Source organism: Pararhodonellum marinum, from assembly GCF_015354735.1.
Lineage (GTDB): Bacteria > Bacteroidota > Bacteroidia > Cytophagales > Cyclobacteriaceae > Pararhodonellum > Pararhodonellum marinum.
The window spans coordinates 224,127-243,463 of the sequence record NZ_JACEFJ010000002.1; the positions used below are offsets into that span (position 1 = coordinate 224,127).

General features: G+C 42.7%; 16 protein-coding genes. 9 read left to right on the plus strand and 7 right to left on the minus strand.

The features are described 5' to 3' along the window. Positions 1-127 precede the first annotated feature (127 nt). The 4 genes from H1A14_RS04725 to dapF form a co-directional block, all read right to left on the minus strand. Positions 128-1,324: a M20 metallopeptidase family protein gene (locus H1A14_RS04725; protein WP_194775074.1), complete on the minus strand. Its 1,197-nt coding sequence runs from the start codon at positions 1,322-1,324 to the stop codon at positions 128-130. Then, positions 1,302-1,850, minus strand: a complete 549-nt coding sequence (locus H1A14_RS04730) for a hypothetical protein (protein ID WP_194775075.1) — start codon at positions 1,848-1,850, stop codon at positions 1,302-1,304. Before H1A14_RS04730 ends, H1A14_RS04725 begins: the two co-directional genes overlap by 23 nt. A 10-nt stretch (positions 1,851-1,860) precedes the next feature. Continuing rightward, entirely contained in the window at positions 1,861-5,238 is a 3,378-nt protein-coding gene (gene secA, locus H1A14_RS04735) for a preprotein translocase subunit SecA (RefSeq protein WP_194775076.1), read from the minus strand. Positions 5,239-5,377: 139 nt separating this feature from the next. Beyond that, entirely contained in the window at positions 5,378-6,172 is a 795-nt protein-coding gene (gene dapF / locus H1A14_RS04740; RefSeq protein ID WP_194775077.1) for a diaminopimelate epimerase, read from the minus strand. Positions 6,173-6,349: 177 nt separating this feature from the next. On the opposite strand from dapF, the gene H1A14_RS04745 reads away from it, so the two are divergent. The 7 genes from H1A14_RS04745 to H1A14_RS04775 all read left to right on the plus strand — a co-directional run bounded on the left by H1A14_RS04745 (position 6,350) and on the right by H1A14_RS04775 (position 13,450). Then, the gene (locus H1A14_RS04745; RefSeq protein ID WP_194775078.1) at positions 6,350-7,123 is read left to right on the plus strand and encodes a superoxide dismutase; all 774 of its coding nucleotides are present in this window, start codon (positions 6,350-6,352) and stop codon (positions 7,121-7,123) included. Positions 7,124-7,159: 36 nt separating this feature from the next. After that, complete coding sequence (locus H1A14_RS04750; protein WP_194775079.1) at positions 7,160-7,825, plus strand: Tll0287-like domain-containing protein; 666 nt, start codon at positions 7,160-7,162, stop codon at positions 7,823-7,825. Between the two features lie 61 nt (positions 7,826-7,886). Then, positions 7,887-8,837, plus strand: coding sequence for a polysaccharide deacetylase family protein (locus H1A14_RS04755; protein ID WP_194775080.1), 951 nt, complete (start codon positions 7,887-7,889; stop codon positions 8,835-8,837). A 165-nt stretch (positions 8,838-9,002) separates the two neighbouring features. Beyond that, positions 9,003-11,441 (plus strand): alpha-L-rhamnosidase-related protein, encoded by a 2,439-nt coding sequence (locus H1A14_RS04760; RefSeq protein WP_194775081.1) that lies wholly within the window; start codon positions 9,003-9,005, stop codon positions 11,439-11,441. Positions 11,442-11,607: 166 nt separating this feature from the next. Beyond that, positions 11,608-12,186, plus strand: coding sequence for a hypothetical protein (locus H1A14_RS04765; RefSeq protein ID WP_194775082.1), 579 nt, complete (start codon positions 11,608-11,610; stop codon positions 12,184-12,186). Positions 12,187-12,226: 40 nt separating this feature from the next. Beyond that, a complete protein-coding gene (locus H1A14_RS04770) occupies positions 12,227-12,772 on the plus strand; it encodes a DUF3575 domain-containing protein (RefSeq protein WP_194775083.1) in 546 nt (181 codons plus the stop codon). An 18-nt stretch (positions 12,773-12,790) separates the two neighbouring features. Then, a complete protein-coding gene (locus H1A14_RS04775) occupies positions 12,791-13,450 on the plus strand; it encodes an HAD family hydrolase (RefSeq protein WP_194775084.1) in 660 nt (219 codons plus the stop codon). A gap of 7 nt (positions 13,451-13,457) precedes the next feature. Here H1A14_RS04775 and H1A14_RS04780 read toward each other — a convergent pair whose 3' ends face one another. From H1A14_RS04780 to polA, 3 genes are read right to left on the minus strand one after another with little or no spacing between them, the layout of a single operon-like run. Then, positions 13,458-13,883 carry a secondary thiamine-phosphate synthase enzyme YjbQ gene (locus H1A14_RS04780; RefSeq protein WP_194775085.1) on the minus strand — a complete coding sequence of 142 codons (426 nt, stop codon included), beginning with the start codon at positions 13,881-13,883 and terminating at the stop codon, positions 13,458-13,460. A 33-nt stretch (positions 13,884-13,916) separates the two neighbouring features. After that, the gene (radA, locus tag H1A14_RS04785) at positions 13,917-15,299 is read right to left on the minus strand and encodes a DNA repair protein RadA (RefSeq protein WP_194775086.1); all 1,383 of its coding nucleotides are present in this window, start codon (positions 15,297-15,299) and stop codon (positions 13,917-13,919) included. A gap of 46 nt (positions 15,300-15,345) precedes the next feature. Further along, complete coding sequence (gene polA / locus H1A14_RS04790; protein WP_194775087.1) at positions 15,346-18,159, minus strand: DNA polymerase I; 2,814 nt, start codon at positions 18,157-18,159, stop codon at positions 15,346-15,348. A gap of 213 nt (positions 18,160-18,372) precedes the next feature. Here polA and H1A14_RS04795 point away from each other — a divergent pair, with 213 nt between their 5' ends. Further along, complete coding sequence (locus tag H1A14_RS04795; protein WP_194775088.1) at positions 18,373-18,684, plus strand: hypothetical protein; 312 nt, start codon at positions 18,373-18,375, stop codon at positions 18,682-18,684. 202 nt (positions 18,685-18,886) lie between these two features. Further along, positions 18,887-19,327, plus strand: a complete 441-nt coding sequence (locus tag H1A14_RS04800) for a hypothetical protein (protein ID WP_194775089.1) — start codon at positions 18,887-18,889, stop codon at positions 19,325-19,327. Positions 19,328-19,337: the final 10 nt, after the last annotated feature.

Sequence of the window (19,337 nt, forward strand, 5' to 3'; positions counted from 1 at the left end):
GGGATTATTTAAGATTTGTGTTTGATTAGATCTTCTTTTATAGAAACTTCAAAAACCAAAATTGGGTTTTTATTTGAAAATCTCACTCTATTGCTTATTAAGTTTCGATGAAGTCTAGGCTTTATGGTCAAATGTTGCTTGATAATTCCTGAATGGCCAAATAGGCCATTAATCCGGCGCCCACTTCCAAAGCATCTTCATCTATATCAAAATTAGGAGTATGCACGCCTGAGGTGATGCCCTTGGACTCATTTCTAGTCCCTAATCGATAAAAGCAACCCTCTAATGCTTGGGTATAGTAAGAAAAATCTTCTGCGGCCATCCAAATGTCGAGGTCTTCCACTTTATCTGCTCCAAGGTAATCCACAGCAAACTGTCTTAGTCTTTCGGTCAATTCATCCGCGTTCTTTAAGAAAGGATATCCTTTCCTTACCTCAAAATCCACAGATCCACCCATGCCCTCTGCTATACCGGTTGCAATTTTTACCATATGGGTATGTGCTTTGGCGCGCCATTCCTCATCAAGGGTCCTGAAAGTTCCTTCGATTTTTACCTCATTGGGAATAATGTTGGTTGCACCTAAGGCCTCTATCCGGCCGAAAGACAAGACTGATGGAATTTTTGGGCTGGCATTTCGACTGATGACTTGTTGAAGGGCAACAATGATGTGGCTGGCTATCAATACGGGATCTACCAGGTTTTCCGGCATGGCTCCATGACCACCTTTTCCTTTTACGGTGAGGTAAAGTTCATCTGCACTTGCCATATACATCCCTTTTCGGAAACCGACTTTACCTACATCTATGAGCGGCATGACGTGTTGGCCGATAATTGCATTGGGAGTGGGGTTTTCAAGGGCTCCATCACGGATCATGAGAGAAGCGCCCCCTGGAATCTTTTCTTCACCTGGTTGAAAAATCAATTTTACGGTACCCGAAAAATCTTCTTTTAGTTCTTGGAGAATCCTTGCCACACCCAACAAAGAGGCGGTATGGACATCATGCCCACAGGCATGCATGATACCGGGTTTGGTGGATTTATAGGAAGTTTCATTGGATTCAAAAATTGGCAATGCATCTATATCCGCTCGTAAAGCCAAAGTCTTTTGAGCAGGGTTAACACCTTCTATCAGAGCTACCAAACCCGTATTCGCCTTTTTTTCAATCTTTTCTATCCCATAAGACCGCAAAAGGTTTTCTACATAAGCACTGGTCTCATGTTCTTCAAAGGACAACTCTGGATAAGCGTGAATATGTCTTCTGTGATGGATCAGGTCTTGGCTGAACAATGCAGCCAAGGCTTTAATTTTCTCTTTCAAGGTCATTCAATTCCTCTTTTTTCTTCCAGTTTTCTCTTTCAAAGCGATCCTGAATGATCCTCGCAGTTGGAAAATGTTCTTTTAATGTGAAATAAGTGGCCTGTGCCTCAATTCTGTTGACGTATTTGCCGACTTTTACCAAATACCTAGGTTGTTGGTATTGCATTTCGGGTTTGATTTCCTCATTGACTTTGTAGATGTCATTGCGGGTTTTGAAAGCCAACTCACGATCTATTCCTGAATATACCAATATTGTGAATCCTGAATAATACCGCTCTTCCAGATTTTGTTCCGAAAACCTGGATAGGGCGTAATCCAAATCTTCGTCCACACTTAAATTGCCAGATGCAGCACCATTTCCGGTTTCCTCCGTCACAGAAGCAGTGGGGATATCTGGAAATGTAATCCTGTTTTCGGAAAGATTTTCGTTGTAATTGGCGAATGCGTTGTCCCCTGAACCACCCTTCTTAACGGAGGCACAAGCAAAAAAGACAAAAGCAAAGCCCGCTAAACCAATTGTTCTCAATCCCATAGCATTTCGTTTAATCTACAATTACACATTTTCCCGCAGCAACATCCTCTTCTACGGCTTTAAATTTGACATCCTTTTTTATGTTTCCATTGGTATACTGAACTGATACCCGATCATTTCTTCCATAAGACTTTTCGGATTTGCGCGGGGCAACCACCTGGGGAGCAGCAGATCGGTTGGCCACTGCAGCAGCGGCTTGTCTTCTTTCTCCTGGATTCAGCGTGCTTCCCACTTCCGCTTTGGATGCCTGCCCTTGGGGTTCCTGCCTTCTTTGGGCTTGGGCCGCCTTTACCTGATTAGGATCCTGCTGAGGCAATTCTGCTTTAGACAAGAAGGAAATCACATCGTCATTCAATCTGCCTACAAACCGTTTAAACATTTCAAATGCTTCAAATTTATAAATCAGCAAAGGATCTTTTTGTTCATAAACAGCATTTTGAACGGATTGCTTCAAGTCGTCCATATCCCTTAAGTGTTCTTTCCAGTTTTGGTCAATGATAGCCAAAGTCACTGTTTTTTCAATGGCCCTGATCAAATCCCTCCCCTGATTTTGCAAGGTGGATTCCAGATTAACAACCACTCCGATTTGCTTGAGACCATCGGTGATAGGCACCATGATTTCTTTGACTGTTGCACCCCTTTGGGTGTATACATCTTTCAAAATAGGCATAGACCGGTTCAGGATCCGATCATTCTTGGACATGTAACTCTGGTAAGAGGCATCAAAGAGTTCTTGGGTGAGAAGGTGAATATCCTTCGACTTCAGCGTTTCAGAATCAATTTTGTGGTCAACTCCCAAAGAACTGTAAATATTCATTCTCAGGTTTTCCACGTCTTCGGTGGTCTTGGCCATTTCAATGATATCAGCTGCCACATCATACATGATATTGAGAATGTCCAATTCCAGCCTTTCACCCATAAGCGCATTTTTTCGCCGCTTGTAGACCACTTCCCGCTGGGAGTTCATCACATCATCATATTCCAGCAGCCGCTTCCGGATGCCAAAGTTGTTCTCCTCTACTTTCCTTTGGGCACGTTCTATGGACTTGGTGATCATGGAATGTTGGATTACCTCTCCTTCTTCCAAACCCATCCTATCCATGAGTTTGGCTATCCTTTCGGAACCAAACAACCGCATGAGGTTATCTTCCAGGGACACAAAGAATTGAGAAGAACCCACATCACCTTGCCTACCAGCCCTACCTCTCAATTGCCTGTCGACCCGTCGGGATTCATGCCTTTCTGTACCGATAATGGCCAAACCTCCGGCATTTTTTGATTCCGGTGCAAGCTTGATGTCAGTTCCCCTACCAGCCATGTTGGTGGCTATGGTGACTGTTCCGGGTTTACCTGCTTCGGCAACTACCTCTGCCTCACGGGCGTGTTGCTTGGCATTCAATACCTGGTGTTTTATTTTTCTCAAAGTGAGCATCCTGCTCAAGAGTTCGGATATCTCCACCGAAGTCGTACCGACCAGCACCGGTCTTCCGGCATCGGTAAGTGCGTTGATTTCGTCTACCACGGCATTAAACTTTTCCCGCACCGTTTTGAAGACCATGTCCTCCCGATCTGAACGTTGAATGGGTTTATTGGTAGGAATTACTACTACATCTAATTTGTAGATTTCCCAGAATTCTCCCGATTCAGTTTCAGCAGTACCTGTCATACCTGACAACTTGTGGTACATCCTAAAATAATTTTGAAGGGTGATCGTCGCGTAAGTTTGGGTGGCATCCTCTACTTTTACGTTCTCTTTAGCTTCAATGGCCTGATGCAAACCATCAGAATACCTTCTGCCATCCATGACCCTACCGGTTTGTTCGTCCACAATTTTTACCTTGCCATCGGCAAGGATATATTCTGTGTCCTTTTCAAACATACAATAAGCTTTCAGCAGTTGGTTTACGGTATGAATCCGCTGGGCCTTCACCCCGTAATCTTTGATGATTTCTTCTTTTCGGATCAGCTTTTCTTTCTCATCCAATTCAGCATTCTTCTCCAATTCGGCGATCTCGATGCCGATGTCCGGCATGATAAAGAAATTCGGATCTTCATTTTTCGTGGTGATGACTTCAATCCCATTATCCGTTAATTCTACGGAATTTGTTTTTTCATCAATGGTAAATAGAAGCGGCTCATCTGCTTCAGGCATCATCCGTTTGTTGTCCTGCAAATAAAAATTTTCTGTTTTTTGCAAAATAACCCTGATACCTGGCTCGGATAGGTACTTGATCACCGGTTTGTATTTAGGCATGCCTCTGAAGGCCCTAAAAAGTGAAAGACCCCCCTCTTTTTGATTGCCCTCTTTGATCAACTTCTTGGCGTCAGTAAGAAATCCTTGGACCAGTTTCCTCTGCTCCTCCACCAAAGTGGACACCCTTGGTTTCATTTCATAAAACTCATGCTCGTCTCCTCTTGGAATCGGTCCAGAGATAATTAATGGTGTCCGTGCTTCATCAATTAGCACGGAGTCAACTTCATCAATGATGGCATAGTGGTGTTTTCCTTGCACAAGGTCGCCAGCATCCCTGGCCATGTTGTCTCTCAAATAATCAAAGCCAAACTCATTGTTGGTTCCGTAGACTATGTCACAGCCATAGGCCTTTCTTCTGGCATCTGAATTGGGCTGGTACTTGTCAATACAATCTACTGTAAGTCCGTGGAATTCAAAAAGTGGCGCATTCCACTCGGAATCTCTTTTGGCCAAATAATCATTGACGGTCACAATATGTACGCCTCTGCCTGCCAGTGCATTCAGGAAAGATGGCAATGTAGAAACCAGGGTTTTACCTTCCCCAGTGGCCATTTCGGCAATTTTACCTTGATGAAGGACAACCCCACCTATCAACTGCACATCATAGTGGAGCATGTCCCATGTGACTTCAGTACCAGCGGCCAACCATTTGTTGTGCCAAATGGCCTGTTCACCTGAAATTTCCACATTACTTTTCTTGGCAGCCAATTCTTTGTCATACAGGTTGGCGGTAACGACCAGTTTCTTATTCTCTTTGAATCTCCTTGCCGTCTCTTTTATGACGCCGAATGCCTCCGGTAAAATCTTATTCAAACTATCCTCCAATGCTTTGTCCCGGTCTTTTTCAACTGATTCAATCTGGTTGAACAGGGCATCTTTTTCATGCACTTTATCGGGAGCCATCACTTCAATCTGAGCCCTAATCTCTGTTATTTTATCGTCGTATTCTTTGAGGTCTTCGTTTAGCCTGGACTTCAATTCCCCAGTCTTGGCACGCAGTTCATCGTCTGACAATACCTGCAACTTGCTATATGCTCCATTGATGAGTTCCACCATTGGAGACAATATTTTTATATCTCTTCCAGACTTGGTTCCAAAGATTTTCGCCAGTCCTTTTGCAATCGTTTCTAACATATATTTAGCGTATTCTTATTGGCCTTAAAATTACTTTCTTTTTGTCACAATTGATAATGAATGGTCTGTAGACTTGTAGACCGGTCCATTCTTTTCAACAAATTCCTTTCCAGAAATTGAAAGGATTCGATTTAATTGGTTAACTACTTCGTTCGAGGGTTTTGATGTTTATTTCCCCTTTAAACACTTGTTTTGCGGGGCCAATCAAAAGAATGTCATGGAAACTTCCGTCTGCCGCCACCGAATATTTTACCTTAAGCATGCCCCCCAAGGTCTTGATATCAACTTCATTTATTTCATTTAAATACCCAAATACCAAAGCACAGGCCGTAACACCGGTTCCGCAGGACAAGGTTTCATTTTCAACGCCTCTTTCATAAGTCCTTACAAAAATCCCATTCGAAGAGATTTTTTCAAGAAAATTCACATTGGTCCCTTCAGGCTGATAGGTATCACTGTACCTGATTTCGGCTCCTTCGCTTAAAATGGGATAGTCCATGATGTTTTCAACAAAACGAATATGATGTGGGGAACCTGTATCTACGAAAAAGTCTGACTTATTATTGGATAAACTGCCGACATCCCTCATTGCCAAGGTAATTTGTTCTTGTTCGAGGGTGGCTTGGTGGGGGCCATCTATGGCCATAAAATGGGCTTTGTCCCGAATCATTTCCAAAAATTCTGCAAAGGCAACCGCACACCTTGCTCCATTGCCACACATGCTTTGGGAACCATCGGCATTGAAATAGACCATTTCAAAATCAAAGCCTTCCAAATTTCCCAAAAGGATCAATCCATCGGCACCGATTCCAAATTTTCGGTCACAGAGTTGCCTAACCAGCTGAAGGTCATTACGGTCAAATACCTGCTCTCGGTCATCTATCATTATGAAGTCATTGCCTGTACCGTGATACTTGTAAAAATGGATATTCATGTGCCAATCAGGATTAATGTTTCAGTGTATTCCCTCATTCAAAAACCAATCCAAGCCCAAATTGGTTGTACAAACATAATCATCTTGTCATTAAATAAGACTTAATGTCCGAAAGAAGGTTCTTTTTGATGGTAGAAATACTTAACTTGTGCTTAACTAAAACCAACACTTTGTATTATGAATAACAAATTCTTCGATGCTTCAAGAAGATCATTCCTCAATAAAGGAACTTTGGCAACTTTTTCTATAGGATTGGGTGGTAGTCTGGCAGGTACTTCTTTGCTAAGTGCATGTGGAGGAGAATCTAAATCACAACAAGATGCCAAAGTGGACTTGATCACTGGGTTTGAACAAACCCCATTGGCATATGATTATTCAGCATTGGAACCCCATATAGATGCTGAGACCATGGAAATCCATTACACCAAACATGCTGCAGGCTATGCCAAAAACTTAAAAGAAGCTTGCGAAAAAGAAGGCGTGGATATGGACAAACCTTTGGAGGAGCTGATGGTCAACATGTCCAATTACTCCACAGCCATGAGAAACAATGGCGGTGGACATTATAACCATGAGCTTTTCTGGAAAATCATGTCCCCTGATGGAGGAGGAGGTCCTTCGGGCAAAATTTCAGAAGCAATCAATGGTCGATTCGGAAGTTTTGAGGCATTTAAGGAAGAATTTGAAAATGCTGCCAAAACCCGTTTTGGATCAGGTTGGGCTTGGCTGGTTTTGAACAACAATGGTGAATTGGCCATAGGGTCAACTCCCAATCAGGATAATCCCATGATGGACCTTTCGGAATTCAGGGGTTCTCCTTTGATTGGCATTGATGTTTGGGAGCATGCCTACTATCTAAAATACCAAAATGAAAGACCAAAATACATCAGCAATTGGTGGAACCTCCTCAATTGGGAAAAGGTGGCTGAGCGGTATGAGGCTCTTTCTTAATTGAACAATTCGAGTTACCCTTAGCCAAAAATTGATATGAATAGGAAAGCACTTCACTGCTTGTTCTCAGGATTCTTTTTCTTTGCTCTTTTGTCATGCGGCAACCAAGAGAGAGTAAGCAAAGAGGTTTTTGACGAGGTGAAAGAGTCCATGGAGGTAAAAAAGGTCAATGAATCAGACCTGATTAACAAAGCCATGGAATGGGGTGAATCCATCAGCCAAGAAGCCCAGCAACAGCTTATCAGTACTTTACAAAAAGCCATCACTGAAAAAGGTGTACCTGGAGCTGTTGAGTTTTGTCAAGCAGAAGCCCTACCGATTTTAAAGGAAGTCAGTGACAAATATCAAGTAAAAGTGAGGCGTGTTTCCAATGATTACCGCAACCCACAAGACCAACCGAAGGAATTTGAAAGCGGTCTGCTAAGTGCTTATGAATACAATGTAGAGAATGATCTTGATTCAAGGCCAAATATCCAAAAGCTTAACCAAGGTACTGAATTGCTATTCACTAAAGCAATCATGATTCCGAGCACACTTTGCCTCAACTGTCATGGAGATGCTGAAACCGACATCAGCCCCGAAACCATGGACAAAATCAAATCGCTCTATCCGGAAGATAAGGCTATTGGCCATAAAGTGGGAGACCTTAGAGGTATGTGGAGTATTTTGATGCCCACCAAAGAAGTGATCAAACAACTGTAAATAAATGTCCATTTTTCCTGTCAAAAAAAAAGTCATTGTGACGTGGGTCTACCTATTAGTTATGGCTCTTTTTTCCTTAGGATTGGATTTGACTGTCTTCGCCCAATCAGCAACTGGTCTCAATGAGCGACTCGGATTTAATCCTACTGATAAATTACTTATCATTCATGCCGATGACATAGGCCTGTCCCATTCCGAAAACAGGGCCACATTAAAGGCCATGACGGAAGGACTTGTCAATTCTACCAGCATCATGATGCCCTGTGCATGGGCTACAGAAGTTGGCACTTATATCCAAAATCATCCCAATCTAGATGTGGGTGTTCACCTAACCCTTACCAATGAGTGGTTCAATTATAAATGGGGCCCTGTGGCTTCCAAATCAAATGTTCCGGGACTGGTTGATGAAGAAGGCTTTATGTTTGCTGATTGTGCCTCAGTGGCAAGGCATGCGACACCTGAAGAGGTGGAAGCGGAGTTAAGGGCCCAAATAGACGCCGCGATCAAACTGGGCATCAAACCTACCCACCTGGATTCGCATATGGGCTGTCTGTTTTTTGGCCGTCCAGAATATTTCATGAGTTACTTAAAACTAGGTAGAGAATACGGCATACCATCCATGGTAAGCCCTCAAATCCTTGACGTTTTTAAGCAACTACATCCAGATTATTTCAACAAGCTTGATCTTTCCAAACAGCTTATCATTGATCAAATCTCCATTGCCACCCCTGAGGAATATGATGAAAAAGGGATGGAGGGTTTCTACTCCGAGCTTTTGGAAAATCTCAATCCAGGTGTAACCGCTTTATTGATTCACGTGGCTTATGATGACCCTGAAATGCAGGCCATCACGGTGAATCATCCGCATTGGCATGCTGCTTGGAGGCAGGCTGACTTTGATTTTTTCACCAGTGATAAAGCCAGAAAATTAATTTTAGATAACGAAATCAAATTGATCACTTGGAGAGAAATCGGGAGTCTTTTAGAGCAGAAATCCATTCCCAAAAAATAAAGAAATATTTCAAAAGAGCTTTTCAATGCTTGATTTTTGAAAGAATTGCCTAGGATTTTTTATTAAAATGAATGGAATCGGACCAGTTAACGGATGCTTTGGTATGTTTTCATTAATTTAGGGATGCAGTCAAGTAATTTCCATAATCCCAAAACCTCTCTGTAAATGAAAATATCCGGCAAAACTTCGGGCACTTGTATTTTCTTCAAATTGCTTTCTCTACTATTGATAAATCTATGGACGGGCTGTTCTTCAAATCTGCCAAGCAATCAAAGTCTCCAAAATGAATTGGAAGGAGTTCCTTTGCTACAAGGCAAATCTGCGTATTTGGCATCACCTTTTGTAACCGCGGGTGACCGGGTATACATGGTAGGACACCAAGATGGTAGCTTTCCGGACCTTGGATGGCATGTGGAGGGAGAAATGGGGGGAATCTGGAATCATCCCATCAAACTGATGGATGGATTTACTGCTGCCATTGGATATGATGGCGCTTCCTTTTGTCTTGATCAAGCCACCGGCTTTACCAACTATCCATTTGCCAATAAGCACCTTTTTGGGGAAAGTCTTCAAGGACTTGAGGTAGAAAGATTTCAATTTGTTCCGGAGGGAAAACAAGGGCTGATCATTGAATTTTTGTTTACTAATCTGGAAAGTCAGAACAAAACATTCGGGTTTGAATTTGCAGGTCATACCGATCTTATGCCAGTCTGGCTGGGTGAACGCAGCGGCATGATTGACCATCCCGACACCCTTTCCTTTGATGAGAGCAGACAAGCATGGGTTGGAAAAGACCTCGGCAATGAATGGTATGTGATTTTTGGTTCTGACCAAAGGGCAAAAAAAACTTCTGGTCCATCCGAAAGCTGTGATTACCAGCCCCAAGGAAAAGGTAAGGCTGCTAGGTTGGGCTATGAAGTAAACCTTGGACCCAATGAAAAAAGTGTATTGAGGTTTTTTATTTCCGGATCATACCAATCGCTGGCAGATGCCCAAGAGACCTTTGATGAGCTGAAAGAAGACCCAGTAGGCCTTCTCATCAATAAAAAGGACCATTATGCGAACATTGCCTCCTATTCCAGAATAAGCATACCTGATAAGGAACTGGAAGAAGCTTTTGAGTGGGTTAAATACAATACGGAGTGGTTGGTCAGGGATGTACCTGAGATTGGCCGAGGATTAGGCGCCGGTATGCCAGACTATCCTTGGTGGTTTGGTGTAGACAACGAATATACCCTGAAAGGGGCTATTGCCACAGGAAGAAAAGACTTGGTCTATGAAACGATAGCACTTATTCATCAGCTATCTGAGTCAAATGAAAATGGAAAAATCGTCCATGAAGTCAGCACCAATGGGGTGGTTTTTAACCCCGGAAACATCAATGAAACTCCCCAATTTGCCTCGTTGATCTGGTGGGTTTATGCTTGGACCGGTGACCTGCCGTTTCTAGAAAAATACTTTCCGACCATAGAAAAGGGATTGGACTGGCTGATGGATGAAAAAGATTTGGATGGAAATCTTTTTCCTGACGGCTATGGCATGATGGAAATTCATGGTTTGGAATCTGAGATGATTGATGTGGCTGTATATACCCAAAAGGCTTTTGCCGATGCCTCCAAGATGGCCGCACTGCTGGGAAAAAACGAGCTGGCCGATGCCTATAAGGAAACTGGTGATGTTCTCAAAGATAAAATTAATGAAGAATTTTGGGTGGAAGAATATAATTCCTACGCGGATTTCATTGGTACCACCCAAGAAGCATTGGAATTGATCGACGCAGCCATCATCAGGTCTGACACCTTGCAAAAGCCCTGGGCCGTGGAAGAGCTAAAAGCCACTCAAAAAAAACTCCGAGACTATCCAATGGACCAAAAACAAGGTTTTGTTTTATTTCACAACTGGGTAGTCAATACGCCTATGGAAATGGGTATAGCGGATAAGGATAAAGGCATCAAGGCTTTGGACAAAGGCAGTAGGTTTGTCAATCCTTTTGGCGTTTTTGTTACTGGCATTGATCGTGACGAGTCATCAGAATCTGATGATGGATCATTTGCCGGAAGTAAAGTCTTTTCCTACACAGGTGCTGTCATGACCTTACCTACAGGAGTACAGGCCATAGCAGAAAACAATTATGGAAGACCCGATAAGGCTTTGGATTACCTCCAAAGGATGACACGCTCCTTTAGCTATGCTTTACCGGGATCCATTTATGAGGTTTCTCCTGATTATGGAATGATGGCTCAGGCATGGAACCTTTACAGCTATGCGGTACCTATTGTTACCCAGTTTTTTGGAATTCAACCTGATGCGGGCAGCAAAACCATCTTTTTGAATCCGCAATTGCCTAGCAGCTGGAATGAGGCAAGTATTGAACGGGTGTTGATAGGAGAAAATGAAATTAATTTGAATCTAAGGCGTGTCAATGACAGATTAGAAGTCAATATTCAACAAACCTCTTCAGATTGGAGGGTCATATTTTTGGTGGAAGACAATAAATCATTTCGAATTTTACTCAATGGAGAAAAAACAAACCCAGAGGCTGTTGGCGACCAAATAGGGGTGGTTTTTTCAGGTTCCAATAATACCCTAACCATTGACCAGTAGAATAAAAATCGACCCAAAATCAATTACTATTCCCCCTACTTTAACGCCAGTCCAAAAACATTGAAGAGGCCCGGCAGTTGTCAAGGTAAGTAATGGTGAATACTTCCAATAAAGTTTTGGCAATATGGAAATGTAAATGCAATTTTGAAACTTAATACATGAATCCATGAAGCACATCTCTCTTTATTGCTTTTTGCTCATCAGCTTACCTAGTTTTTCTCAATCAAGTAAAGGCGCTGATGAATTCTGGGAAAATTTGCTAATGCATTGTGGAAAAGCGTATGCAGGAGATGTAATTGAGGCTCCTGCAAATGATGATTTTAGGGGGAAATCATTGCGCATGTATGTGATCAGCTGTACGGAAAATGAAATCAGAATTCCTTTTTATGTGGGAGATGATCGATCCAGAACCTGGGTGCTAAGCAAGCAGGATGGGGTTATCCAATTAAAGCATGACCACCGACATGAGGATGGGTCTGAGGATGAAATCACCCAATATGGGGGTATCGCTCCCAATACTGGGTTGGCTGGAATCCAGTTTTTCCCAGCTGACCAAGAAACTTCCGATCTAATTCCCTATGCATCCAATAATGTCTGGTGGATTACTCTTGATGAAGATACGTTCACGTATAACCTCCGGAGAATTGGTAGTGACCGCTTTTTCTCAGTGGCTTTTAATCTCAAACAAACGGTTGACTCCCCCGCTCCACCATGGGGTTGGGGTAAAAAGGATACTTGGCAATAGATTTGTAATTAAAATATTTGTTTTAAAAAATCATATGATCATGAAAAAATTAGTTTTTATACTCCTCCTCGCAATTGGCAATTTTGGCGTTCAAGCCCAGCAAGTTGAGGTCCTATCGCCTAAAAATGAAGTCAAACTCAATATGCTCAATACCATATTGATCGGTACAGTGGAACTCGGTTATGAATACCTGATCGATGACAACCAGTCTATTGATGTTCAGGTTCACTTCAACGATCGTTTTGGCTATTTTGCAGGAGGTAGCAATAGAGACTTTTCAGCGAGAAGCATACAAGCGGCGTATAACTTTTATCTTTCCCAAGAGGAAAAAAATGCAGGCTTTTATTTCAGTCCTCTGCTAAGATATCGTTTTGGAGAATATACAGAAACTAGAGATGGGGCCTTATCTGTGACGAATTTAAACAGTTTTCTTCTAGGCATGGGTGTAGGCTATAAAATCCTTTTTGAAAATAAATTCACCATTGCACCTTTTGCTAACATCGGAAGAAATTTTGGTGAAGAAACCATAGACCGCTTCAGCGCCTTGGAATTGAAGGCAGGCGTCTCCTTCGGATTTCGCTTTTGACCCAAAAAATTATCTGTCATGAATAAGCATGCTGTCATTTTTGACATGGATGGGGTAATCTGTCATACCAATCCCTACCATTCTAAGGCCTTCAAAACTTTCTTTGCCAAAAGAGAACTCTATCCTACAGAAGAGGAATTTTCGCAGCACATGTATGGGAAAAGCAATAGCTATATTCTCCGGCATTTTCTGAAAAGAGAAATCCCAGCTACAGAATTCTATGAACTTGAGGATGAGAAAGAGAGTTTATTCCGTGAAATATATGCACCCCATGTTCAACCCATTGCAGGATTTCAAGATTTCCTTGATCAGCTCAAACAGGCTGGGTTGTCTACAGGAGTAGCCACTTCTGCTCCAAGGGCCAACCTGGATATGATTATGGGGAAGCTGGCCTTTGACCGACATATGGAATCCATTCTGGCAAGTGAGAATGTGACCAAACACAAACCTGATCCTGAAGTCTATCTCAAGTCAGCCCAAAACCTTGGCATTTCCCCTGATAAATGTATGGTTTTTGAAGATTCTTTTTCTGGAGTAAGCGCTGCCATCAATGCAGGCATGAAGGTGATCGCTGTCCTGTCTTCCCATAAAGAATCTGAGCTTCCTCCGTGCGACGCATACATCAATAGCTTCAAAGAGATTCAGCTTAAAGATTTATGGGAAATTTGGGAAAGGTAAAATATCATTACTGACCAAAAGCCGTCAAAACAAGTGTCCTAGAGCCTCCTCTATTCCGAAATTCGCACAAGTAAATCCCTTGCCACATCCCGAGGTTAAGTTTTCCACCAGAAATCGGGATTGTCAATGAATTTCCAAAAAAACTGCTTTTTAAGTGCGCAGGCATATCATCCGCACCTTCATAAGTGTGGATAAACCGTGGATAACTTTCCGGAATCATCTCATTTACAAAGGTTTCAAAATCTTTGCGTACGGTAGGGTCGGCATTTTCATTGATCGTGAGGCCTGCGGAGGTGTGTTGGATAAACACATGCAGCATTCCAATTTCTATCTGTCTCAATTCGGGAAGTTTTTCCAAAATTTCTTCAGTGATCAAATGAAATCCTCTGGGATAAGGTTTCAGGGAAATGGTCTTTTGAACGGAGAGGCCCATGTGTATTTTCTTTTATTCAGCAGGTTTTTTGAATCAATTTTTGGCAAATAAGTGGCTGTACATTTCCTCCAATTTACTGATGGCAATGACCTCGATTCTGTATTTTTGTAGATCCAGACCTTTCACCGCGTATTTGGAAACAATGATCCGCTTGAATCCCAACTTTTCTGCCTCTGCAATGCGGTTCTCAATTCTGTTTACGGCTCTTATTTCTCCTCCTAAGCCCACTTCACCTGCAAAACAAACCTCAGCAGCTACAGGATAGTCTTCATAAGAAGAAATAAGGGATGCGCAGACCGCCAAATCTAATGCGGGGTCATCCACCCTCAAGCCTCCTGCCACATTTAAGAAGACATCCTGCTGGCCAAGCCTCATTCCCCCTCGTTTTTCCAACACGGCCAGCAACATATTCAGTCGCTTGGCATCGTGTCCGGTGCTGCTCCTTTGTGGGGTGCCATAGGTTGCGGGACTTACCAAGGACTGTATTTCTATCAATAATGGCCTATTGCCCTCTAGCATCGCACCTATGGCCACTCCATTGAGTGATTCTTCCCGTTGGGTAATCAGAATTTCGGAGGGATTTGGTACTTGCCTGAGTCCTTCAGCTCTCATTTCATATATACCCAATTCGTGGGTGGCCCCAAAGCGGTTTTTGGAGGTTCTAAGGATTCGGTAGCTCAGATGCCGATCCCCCTCAAATTGAAGTACTGTGTCTACCATGTGCTCGAGGACTTTGGGACCGGCTATCGCACCGTCTTTGGTGATATGCCCGATTAGAAACACCGGCGTGCCCGTTTCTTTTGCAAATTTCATCAATTCGGCCGTGCATTCCCGGACCTGGCTTACCGAACCGGCTGCCGATTCCACGTGTTGGCTGTGAAGGGTTTGAATGGAGTCGATGACCAAAAGATCGGGTAGAAGAACAGCAATTTGTTGAAAAATATTTTGCGTGTTGGTCTCAGAAAGGACAAAGCAATTTTCGGATTGGGCCAACATGCGGTCTGCTCTCATTTTGATTTGAGATTCACTCTCTTCACCGGATACATACAAGACCTTGGTTTGATTGAGTGTCAAGGCAATCTGAAGCATTAGGGTGGATTTGCCAATACCTGGTTCGCCTCCGATCAGAATCAAGGAGCCCGGTACTATTCCGCCTCCCAAAACTCTATCCAATTCTAAGTCACCGGTGACGAGCCTTGGGGATTCCTCAAAATTGATTTCCTTTAGATTTTTTGGAATACTGACCCTTTCTTTTTTGACAACTCCCTGCTGCCATGAACCCCTACCGTTTTCTTCCTTTTGGATCACTTCCTCCACATAGGTGTTCCATTCTCCACAGGAAGGGCATTTCCCAATCCATTTTGGGCTTTGGGCGCCGCAGTTTTGACAAAAAAAGGTGGTTTTGACTTTGGCCATTTTAGAAATTAAACGATAAAGTAATCAGTAATGGATTTTAAATTGATCAATGTGCTTCCAGCCAATCTTTGCCCACACCTACCTCAACTTCTAGTGGAACCTCTATTTCCACCGCATGGGCCATGAGTTTAGGGATTTCTTTTTTCAAAAGTTCCACTTCATCCTTATGCGCATCAAAGACCAATTCATCATGGACCTGAAGGATCATTTTAGATTTTAGCTTCTGTGCTTTCATCCAAGCATGCACTTGGATCATGGCCACCTTGATCATGTCTGCTGCTGATCCTTGAATAGGTGCATTGATAGCATTTCTTTCGGCGAAACCCCTCATGGTCATGTTGCGGCTATTGATATCCCGTAGGTACCTTCTTCTCCCTAAAATGGTTTCGACATATTCGTTTTTTCTGGCTTTTTCAATGCAATTATCCATATAGGCCTTTACAGCTGGGAATTCAGTGAAATAAGCATCGATGATTTCCTTGGCCTCTGTTCTGGAAATGCTCAATCTTTGGGATAGACCAAAGGCAGAAATACCGTAAATGATGCCGAAGTTGGCTGTTTTGGCCTTTCTACGCATGTCGGAGGAGACTTCCTCCAAGGGGACCTGAAAAATTTTGGCTGCGGTGGTGGCATGGATGTCTCTGCCATTTTTGAACGCCTCGATCATTGATTTATCCTGAGAGAAAGCTGCCATGATCCGAAGTTCTATCTGAGAATAATCAGCCGCCAAGATCACATGATCCGCATCTCTGGGGACAAATGCTTTTCGTATTTCCCTGCCTCTTTCTGTTCGGATCGGAATATTTTGGAGGTTGGGGTTAGTCGATGAAAGTCGGCCTGTGGCAGCAACAAATTGATTGTAAGTGGTATGAACCCTGTTGGTTTTGGGGTTGATCAGGGTAGGCAATGCATCCACATAGGTAGATTTGAGCTTTACCAGTTGTCGGTAATCCAGAATGGCCTGGGCTATATCATGTTCGCTTGCCATTTTAGAGAGGACCTCCTCGCCTGTGGCATATTGGCCAGTTTTGGTTTTTTTGGCTTTTGGATCCAGATTCAGTTTCACAAAAAGAATTTCTCCCAATTGTTTTGGAGAGGAAAGATTGAATTTCTCTCCAGCCAATTCATATACTTTTTTTTCTATTTCTTTGCTTTCGAGTTCGAGTACCTTGGACAATTCAGCTAGGCTCTCAGAATCAATTTTTATCCCCTCAAATTCCATTTCGGCAAGGACTCGAATCAGCGGGTTTTCCACTTCATGCAGGAGCTTTTCCAATCCATTTTGCTTGATAATTGGGTCAAGTTTTTGCTTGAGCTGTAAAGTGATATCAGCATCCTCACTGGCATATTCCACTACCTCATCCACTTCTACATCCCTCATGTTCCCTTGGTTTTTTCCTTTTTTGCCGATGAGGGATTCGATGGAGACTGGTTTATAGTTGAGGTATTGCATGGCTAGCCAGTCCATGGAATGCTTGCCCTCGGGTTCGATCAGGTAGTGGGCCAGCATGGTATCATACAATTTGCCTTTTACTTCAAACCCATAGTTTTTCAACACCAAAATATCATATTTTACATTTTGGCCAATTTTGGTGATTTGTTCATTTTCAAAAAGTTTTCGAAAAGGTTCCAATGTGGCTTTTGCAATACCTTGATCTTCAGGCATCGGCACGTAGAATGCTTCACCTGCTACATAAGCAAAAGACAAACCCACCAATTCCGCCTCGTTCGGGTTGAGTGAGGTGGTTTCGGTATCGAAACAAAACTCCTTCTGTCTTTCAAGATATGTAATCAGTTCCTTTATGTCTTCCTCGGAGGATATCTTGTGATAATCATGAGGGTTAGAAAAAATCTGGTGATGGGTATTGGGTTCTTGAATCGGAATCTCCTCTTTGAAGTCACCCTCTTCCTCGGGAGTATCCTGTCCGGTAAATAATCCCAGTTGTTCGCTGACCTGAATGGCTGGCTTTTTCATGGCTTCACCAAACACCCGTTTGGTAAGCGTTCTAAACTCCAGTTCGGCAAACAATGCCTTGAGCTTGGCTTCATCTGGCCCATCATAATGGAGGGCTTTTTCGTCAAAATCCACAGGCACATCCTGTTTGATGGTCGCCAATTCTTTGGACAGCAGACCCTGCTGGCCAAACTTTTCCACATTCTCCTTTTGCTTTCCTTTCAGTTCGTCTGTATGTTTCAACAGCTCCTCTATGGTTCCATAATCCTTCAATAATTTTGTGGCAGTCTTGGGTCCGATGCCAGGGATGCCAGGAATGTTATCCACAGCATCTCCCATGAGTCCCAGAATGTCTCTCACTTGATCCACATCAGCTATGTCCCATTTCGCACATACCTCCTTGGGCCCCATGATGTCTACCCCGTTTCCCATAAAGGCAGGTTTGTATAAATAAATATGATCCTCCACCAACTGACCAAAATCTTTGTCGGGTGTCATCATGTAAACCACAAAACTGCTGCTTTCGGCTTTTTTTGCAATGGTACCGATGATGTCGTCGGCTTCGAATCCATCTAGCTCCAAAATAGGGATATTAAAGGCTTCCACAATTTGTTTGACCCAGGGAATTCCCACTTCTATGTCCTCCGGCTGTTCTTGCCTGTTGGCTTTGTAGGCCTCAAACTGCACATGTCGGAAAGTGGGGGCATGGGTGTCAAAGGCAACTGCAATGTGTGTCGGCTTTTCTTTTTCCAACACCTCCAAAAGGGTGTTGGTGAAACCCAGCATGATGCCGGTGTTGAGGCCTTTGGAATTGATTCTTGGGTTTTTGCTGAATGCAAAATGAGCCCTGTAGATCAAGGCCATGGCATCCAACAGGAAAAGTTTTTTTTCTCCTTTTTGGGGCATTTTTTGTGAATTTAAAATCATTGGTTACATCCTATCTTGAGGAAGAAAAGCTAAATTACAAATAATAATGAATTTGAAGAGTGACACTTTTTATTAAATTTGCCTAAATTGAAAATCAAAATACCCACCATTGGTCTAATTCTTGATTAACCGATATTTGTGGTGGATTTTGCCGCGTTAAAACCAATTCTAATTATTTAAACCAAATACAACATGAAAAAAATTGCCTTTTTGTTGTCTTTTCTTATGATTTTCTCTGTATTCACACCTGCTGTGATGGCCAAAGATAAAAAGAAAGAAAAGACCGAACTGACCGAAGAAGACAAAGCCAGATTGGTGGAAATCGAAAACAGGATCGAAGAGATCAAAGCCACTGATTTCTCTGATTTGACCAAAGAAGAAAGAAGAGCGCTCAAAAATGAATTGAAAGAGATGAAAGTTGAAGCCCGCGAAAGGGGAGGTGGAGTTTACCTTTCAATCGGAGCGATCATCATCATCATCTTACTTTTGATTTTGTTGCTATAACTTTATGCTATTCTAATACTTGACCGCAATAGAATGGGAATCCCATTCTATTGCGGTTTTTTCATTTTTGGCATCCCACGATATTTAAGCAAAAAAGTTGTATAATTTTATTTATACTAGTTATTGTTAATATTATATTTTTTGCTTGTAATATTGATATTGGCATGATTTTTTCATGATATTCCGTAAAAAGGAGGAAATCATGAAAAGGATAATAAACATGGTGTTGATTGTAGTAGCGCTGGGATTCCTTTCATCTTGTGTTGGAACTAGAGGAGGAATGAATGCGGGCTACTATGGTGGCGGATATGGCGGTGGTTTTTATGACCCCATGTACATGTATGGTCATCCCGGATATTTTGGGGCGAATTACATGTATTATAACACTGTACCGAGAACGGTCATCGTGGCCCCCAACAATCAAAGACGGGTGGTTAGCCCTCAAAGGCAGCGAAACAACCAAAGAAATGTCATCCGAAACAATCAGAACAGAACCAACAGAACTGTCGCCCCAAGTAACAACAGAAATGTGCAGAGGCGTGCAGCACCATCCAACCGCTCTCAAATGAGAACACCAACAAGAACCAGCCGACCAACTGCCCCCAGCAGAAGCAGTGGCAGGTCAGGAAGAGGCGGTAATTAAAAAAGTCCCA

What these genes read in the sequence shown, in the direction of transcription:
- H1A14_RS04725 (WP_194775074.1), bottom strand. Translation starts at nt 1,324, where the DNA reads ATGACCTTGAAAGAGAAAATTAAAGCCTTGGCTGCATTGTTCAGCCAA.
- H1A14_RS04730 (WP_194775075.1), bottom strand. Translation starts at nt 1,850, where the DNA reads ATGGGATTGAGAACAATTGGTTTAGCGGGCTTTGCTTTTGTCTTTTTT.
- secA (WP_194775076.1), bottom strand. Translation starts at nt 5,238, where the DNA reads ATGTTAGAAACGATTGCAAAAGGACTGGCGAAAATCTTTGGAACCAAG.
- dapF (WP_194775077.1), bottom strand. Translation starts at nt 6,172, where the DNA reads ATGAATATCCATTTTTACAAGTATCACGGTACAGGCAATGACTTCATA.
- H1A14_RS04745 (WP_194775078.1), top strand. Translation starts at nt 6,350, where the DNA reads ATGAATAACAAATTCTTCGATGCTTCAAGAAGATCATTCCTCAATAAA.
- H1A14_RS04750 (WP_194775079.1), top strand. Translation starts at nt 7,160, where the DNA reads ATGAATAGGAAAGCACTTCACTGCTTGTTCTCAGGATTCTTTTTCTTT.
- H1A14_RS04755 (WP_194775080.1), top strand. Translation starts at nt 7,887, where the DNA reads ATGGCTCTTTTTTCCTTAGGATTGGATTTGACTGTCTTCGCCCAATCA.
- H1A14_RS04760 (WP_194775081.1), top strand. Translation starts at nt 9,003, where the DNA reads ATGAAAATATCCGGCAAAACTTCGGGCACTTGTATTTTCTTCAAATTG.
- H1A14_RS04765 (WP_194775082.1), top strand. Translation starts at nt 11,608, where the DNA reads ATGAAGCACATCTCTCTTTATTGCTTTTTGCTCATCAGCTTACCTAGT.
- H1A14_RS04770 (WP_194775083.1), top strand. Translation starts at nt 12,227, where the DNA reads ATGAAAAAATTAGTTTTTATACTCCTCCTCGCAATTGGCAATTTTGGC.
- H1A14_RS04775 (WP_194775084.1), top strand. Translation starts at nt 12,791, where the DNA reads ATGAATAAGCATGCTGTCATTTTTGACATGGATGGGGTAATCTGTCAT.
- H1A14_RS04780 (WP_194775085.1), bottom strand. Translation starts at nt 13,883, where the DNA reads ATGGGCCTCTCCGTTCAAAAGACCATTTCCCTGAAACCTTATCCCAGA.
- radA (WP_194775086.1), bottom strand. Translation starts at nt 15,299, where the DNA reads ATGGCCAAAGTCAAAACCACCTTTTTTTGTCAAAACTGCGGCGCCCAA.
- polA (WP_194775087.1), bottom strand. Translation starts at nt 18,159, where the DNA reads ATGCCCCAAAAAGGAGAAAAAAAACTTTTCCTGTTGGATGCCATGGCC.
- H1A14_RS04795 (WP_194775088.1), top strand. Translation starts at nt 18,373, where the DNA reads ATGAAAAAAATTGCCTTTTTGTTGTCTTTTCTTATGATTTTCTCTGTA.
- H1A14_RS04800 (WP_194775089.1), top strand. Translation starts at nt 18,887, where the DNA reads ATGAAAAGGATAATAAACATGGTGTTGATTGTAGTAGCGCTGGGATTC.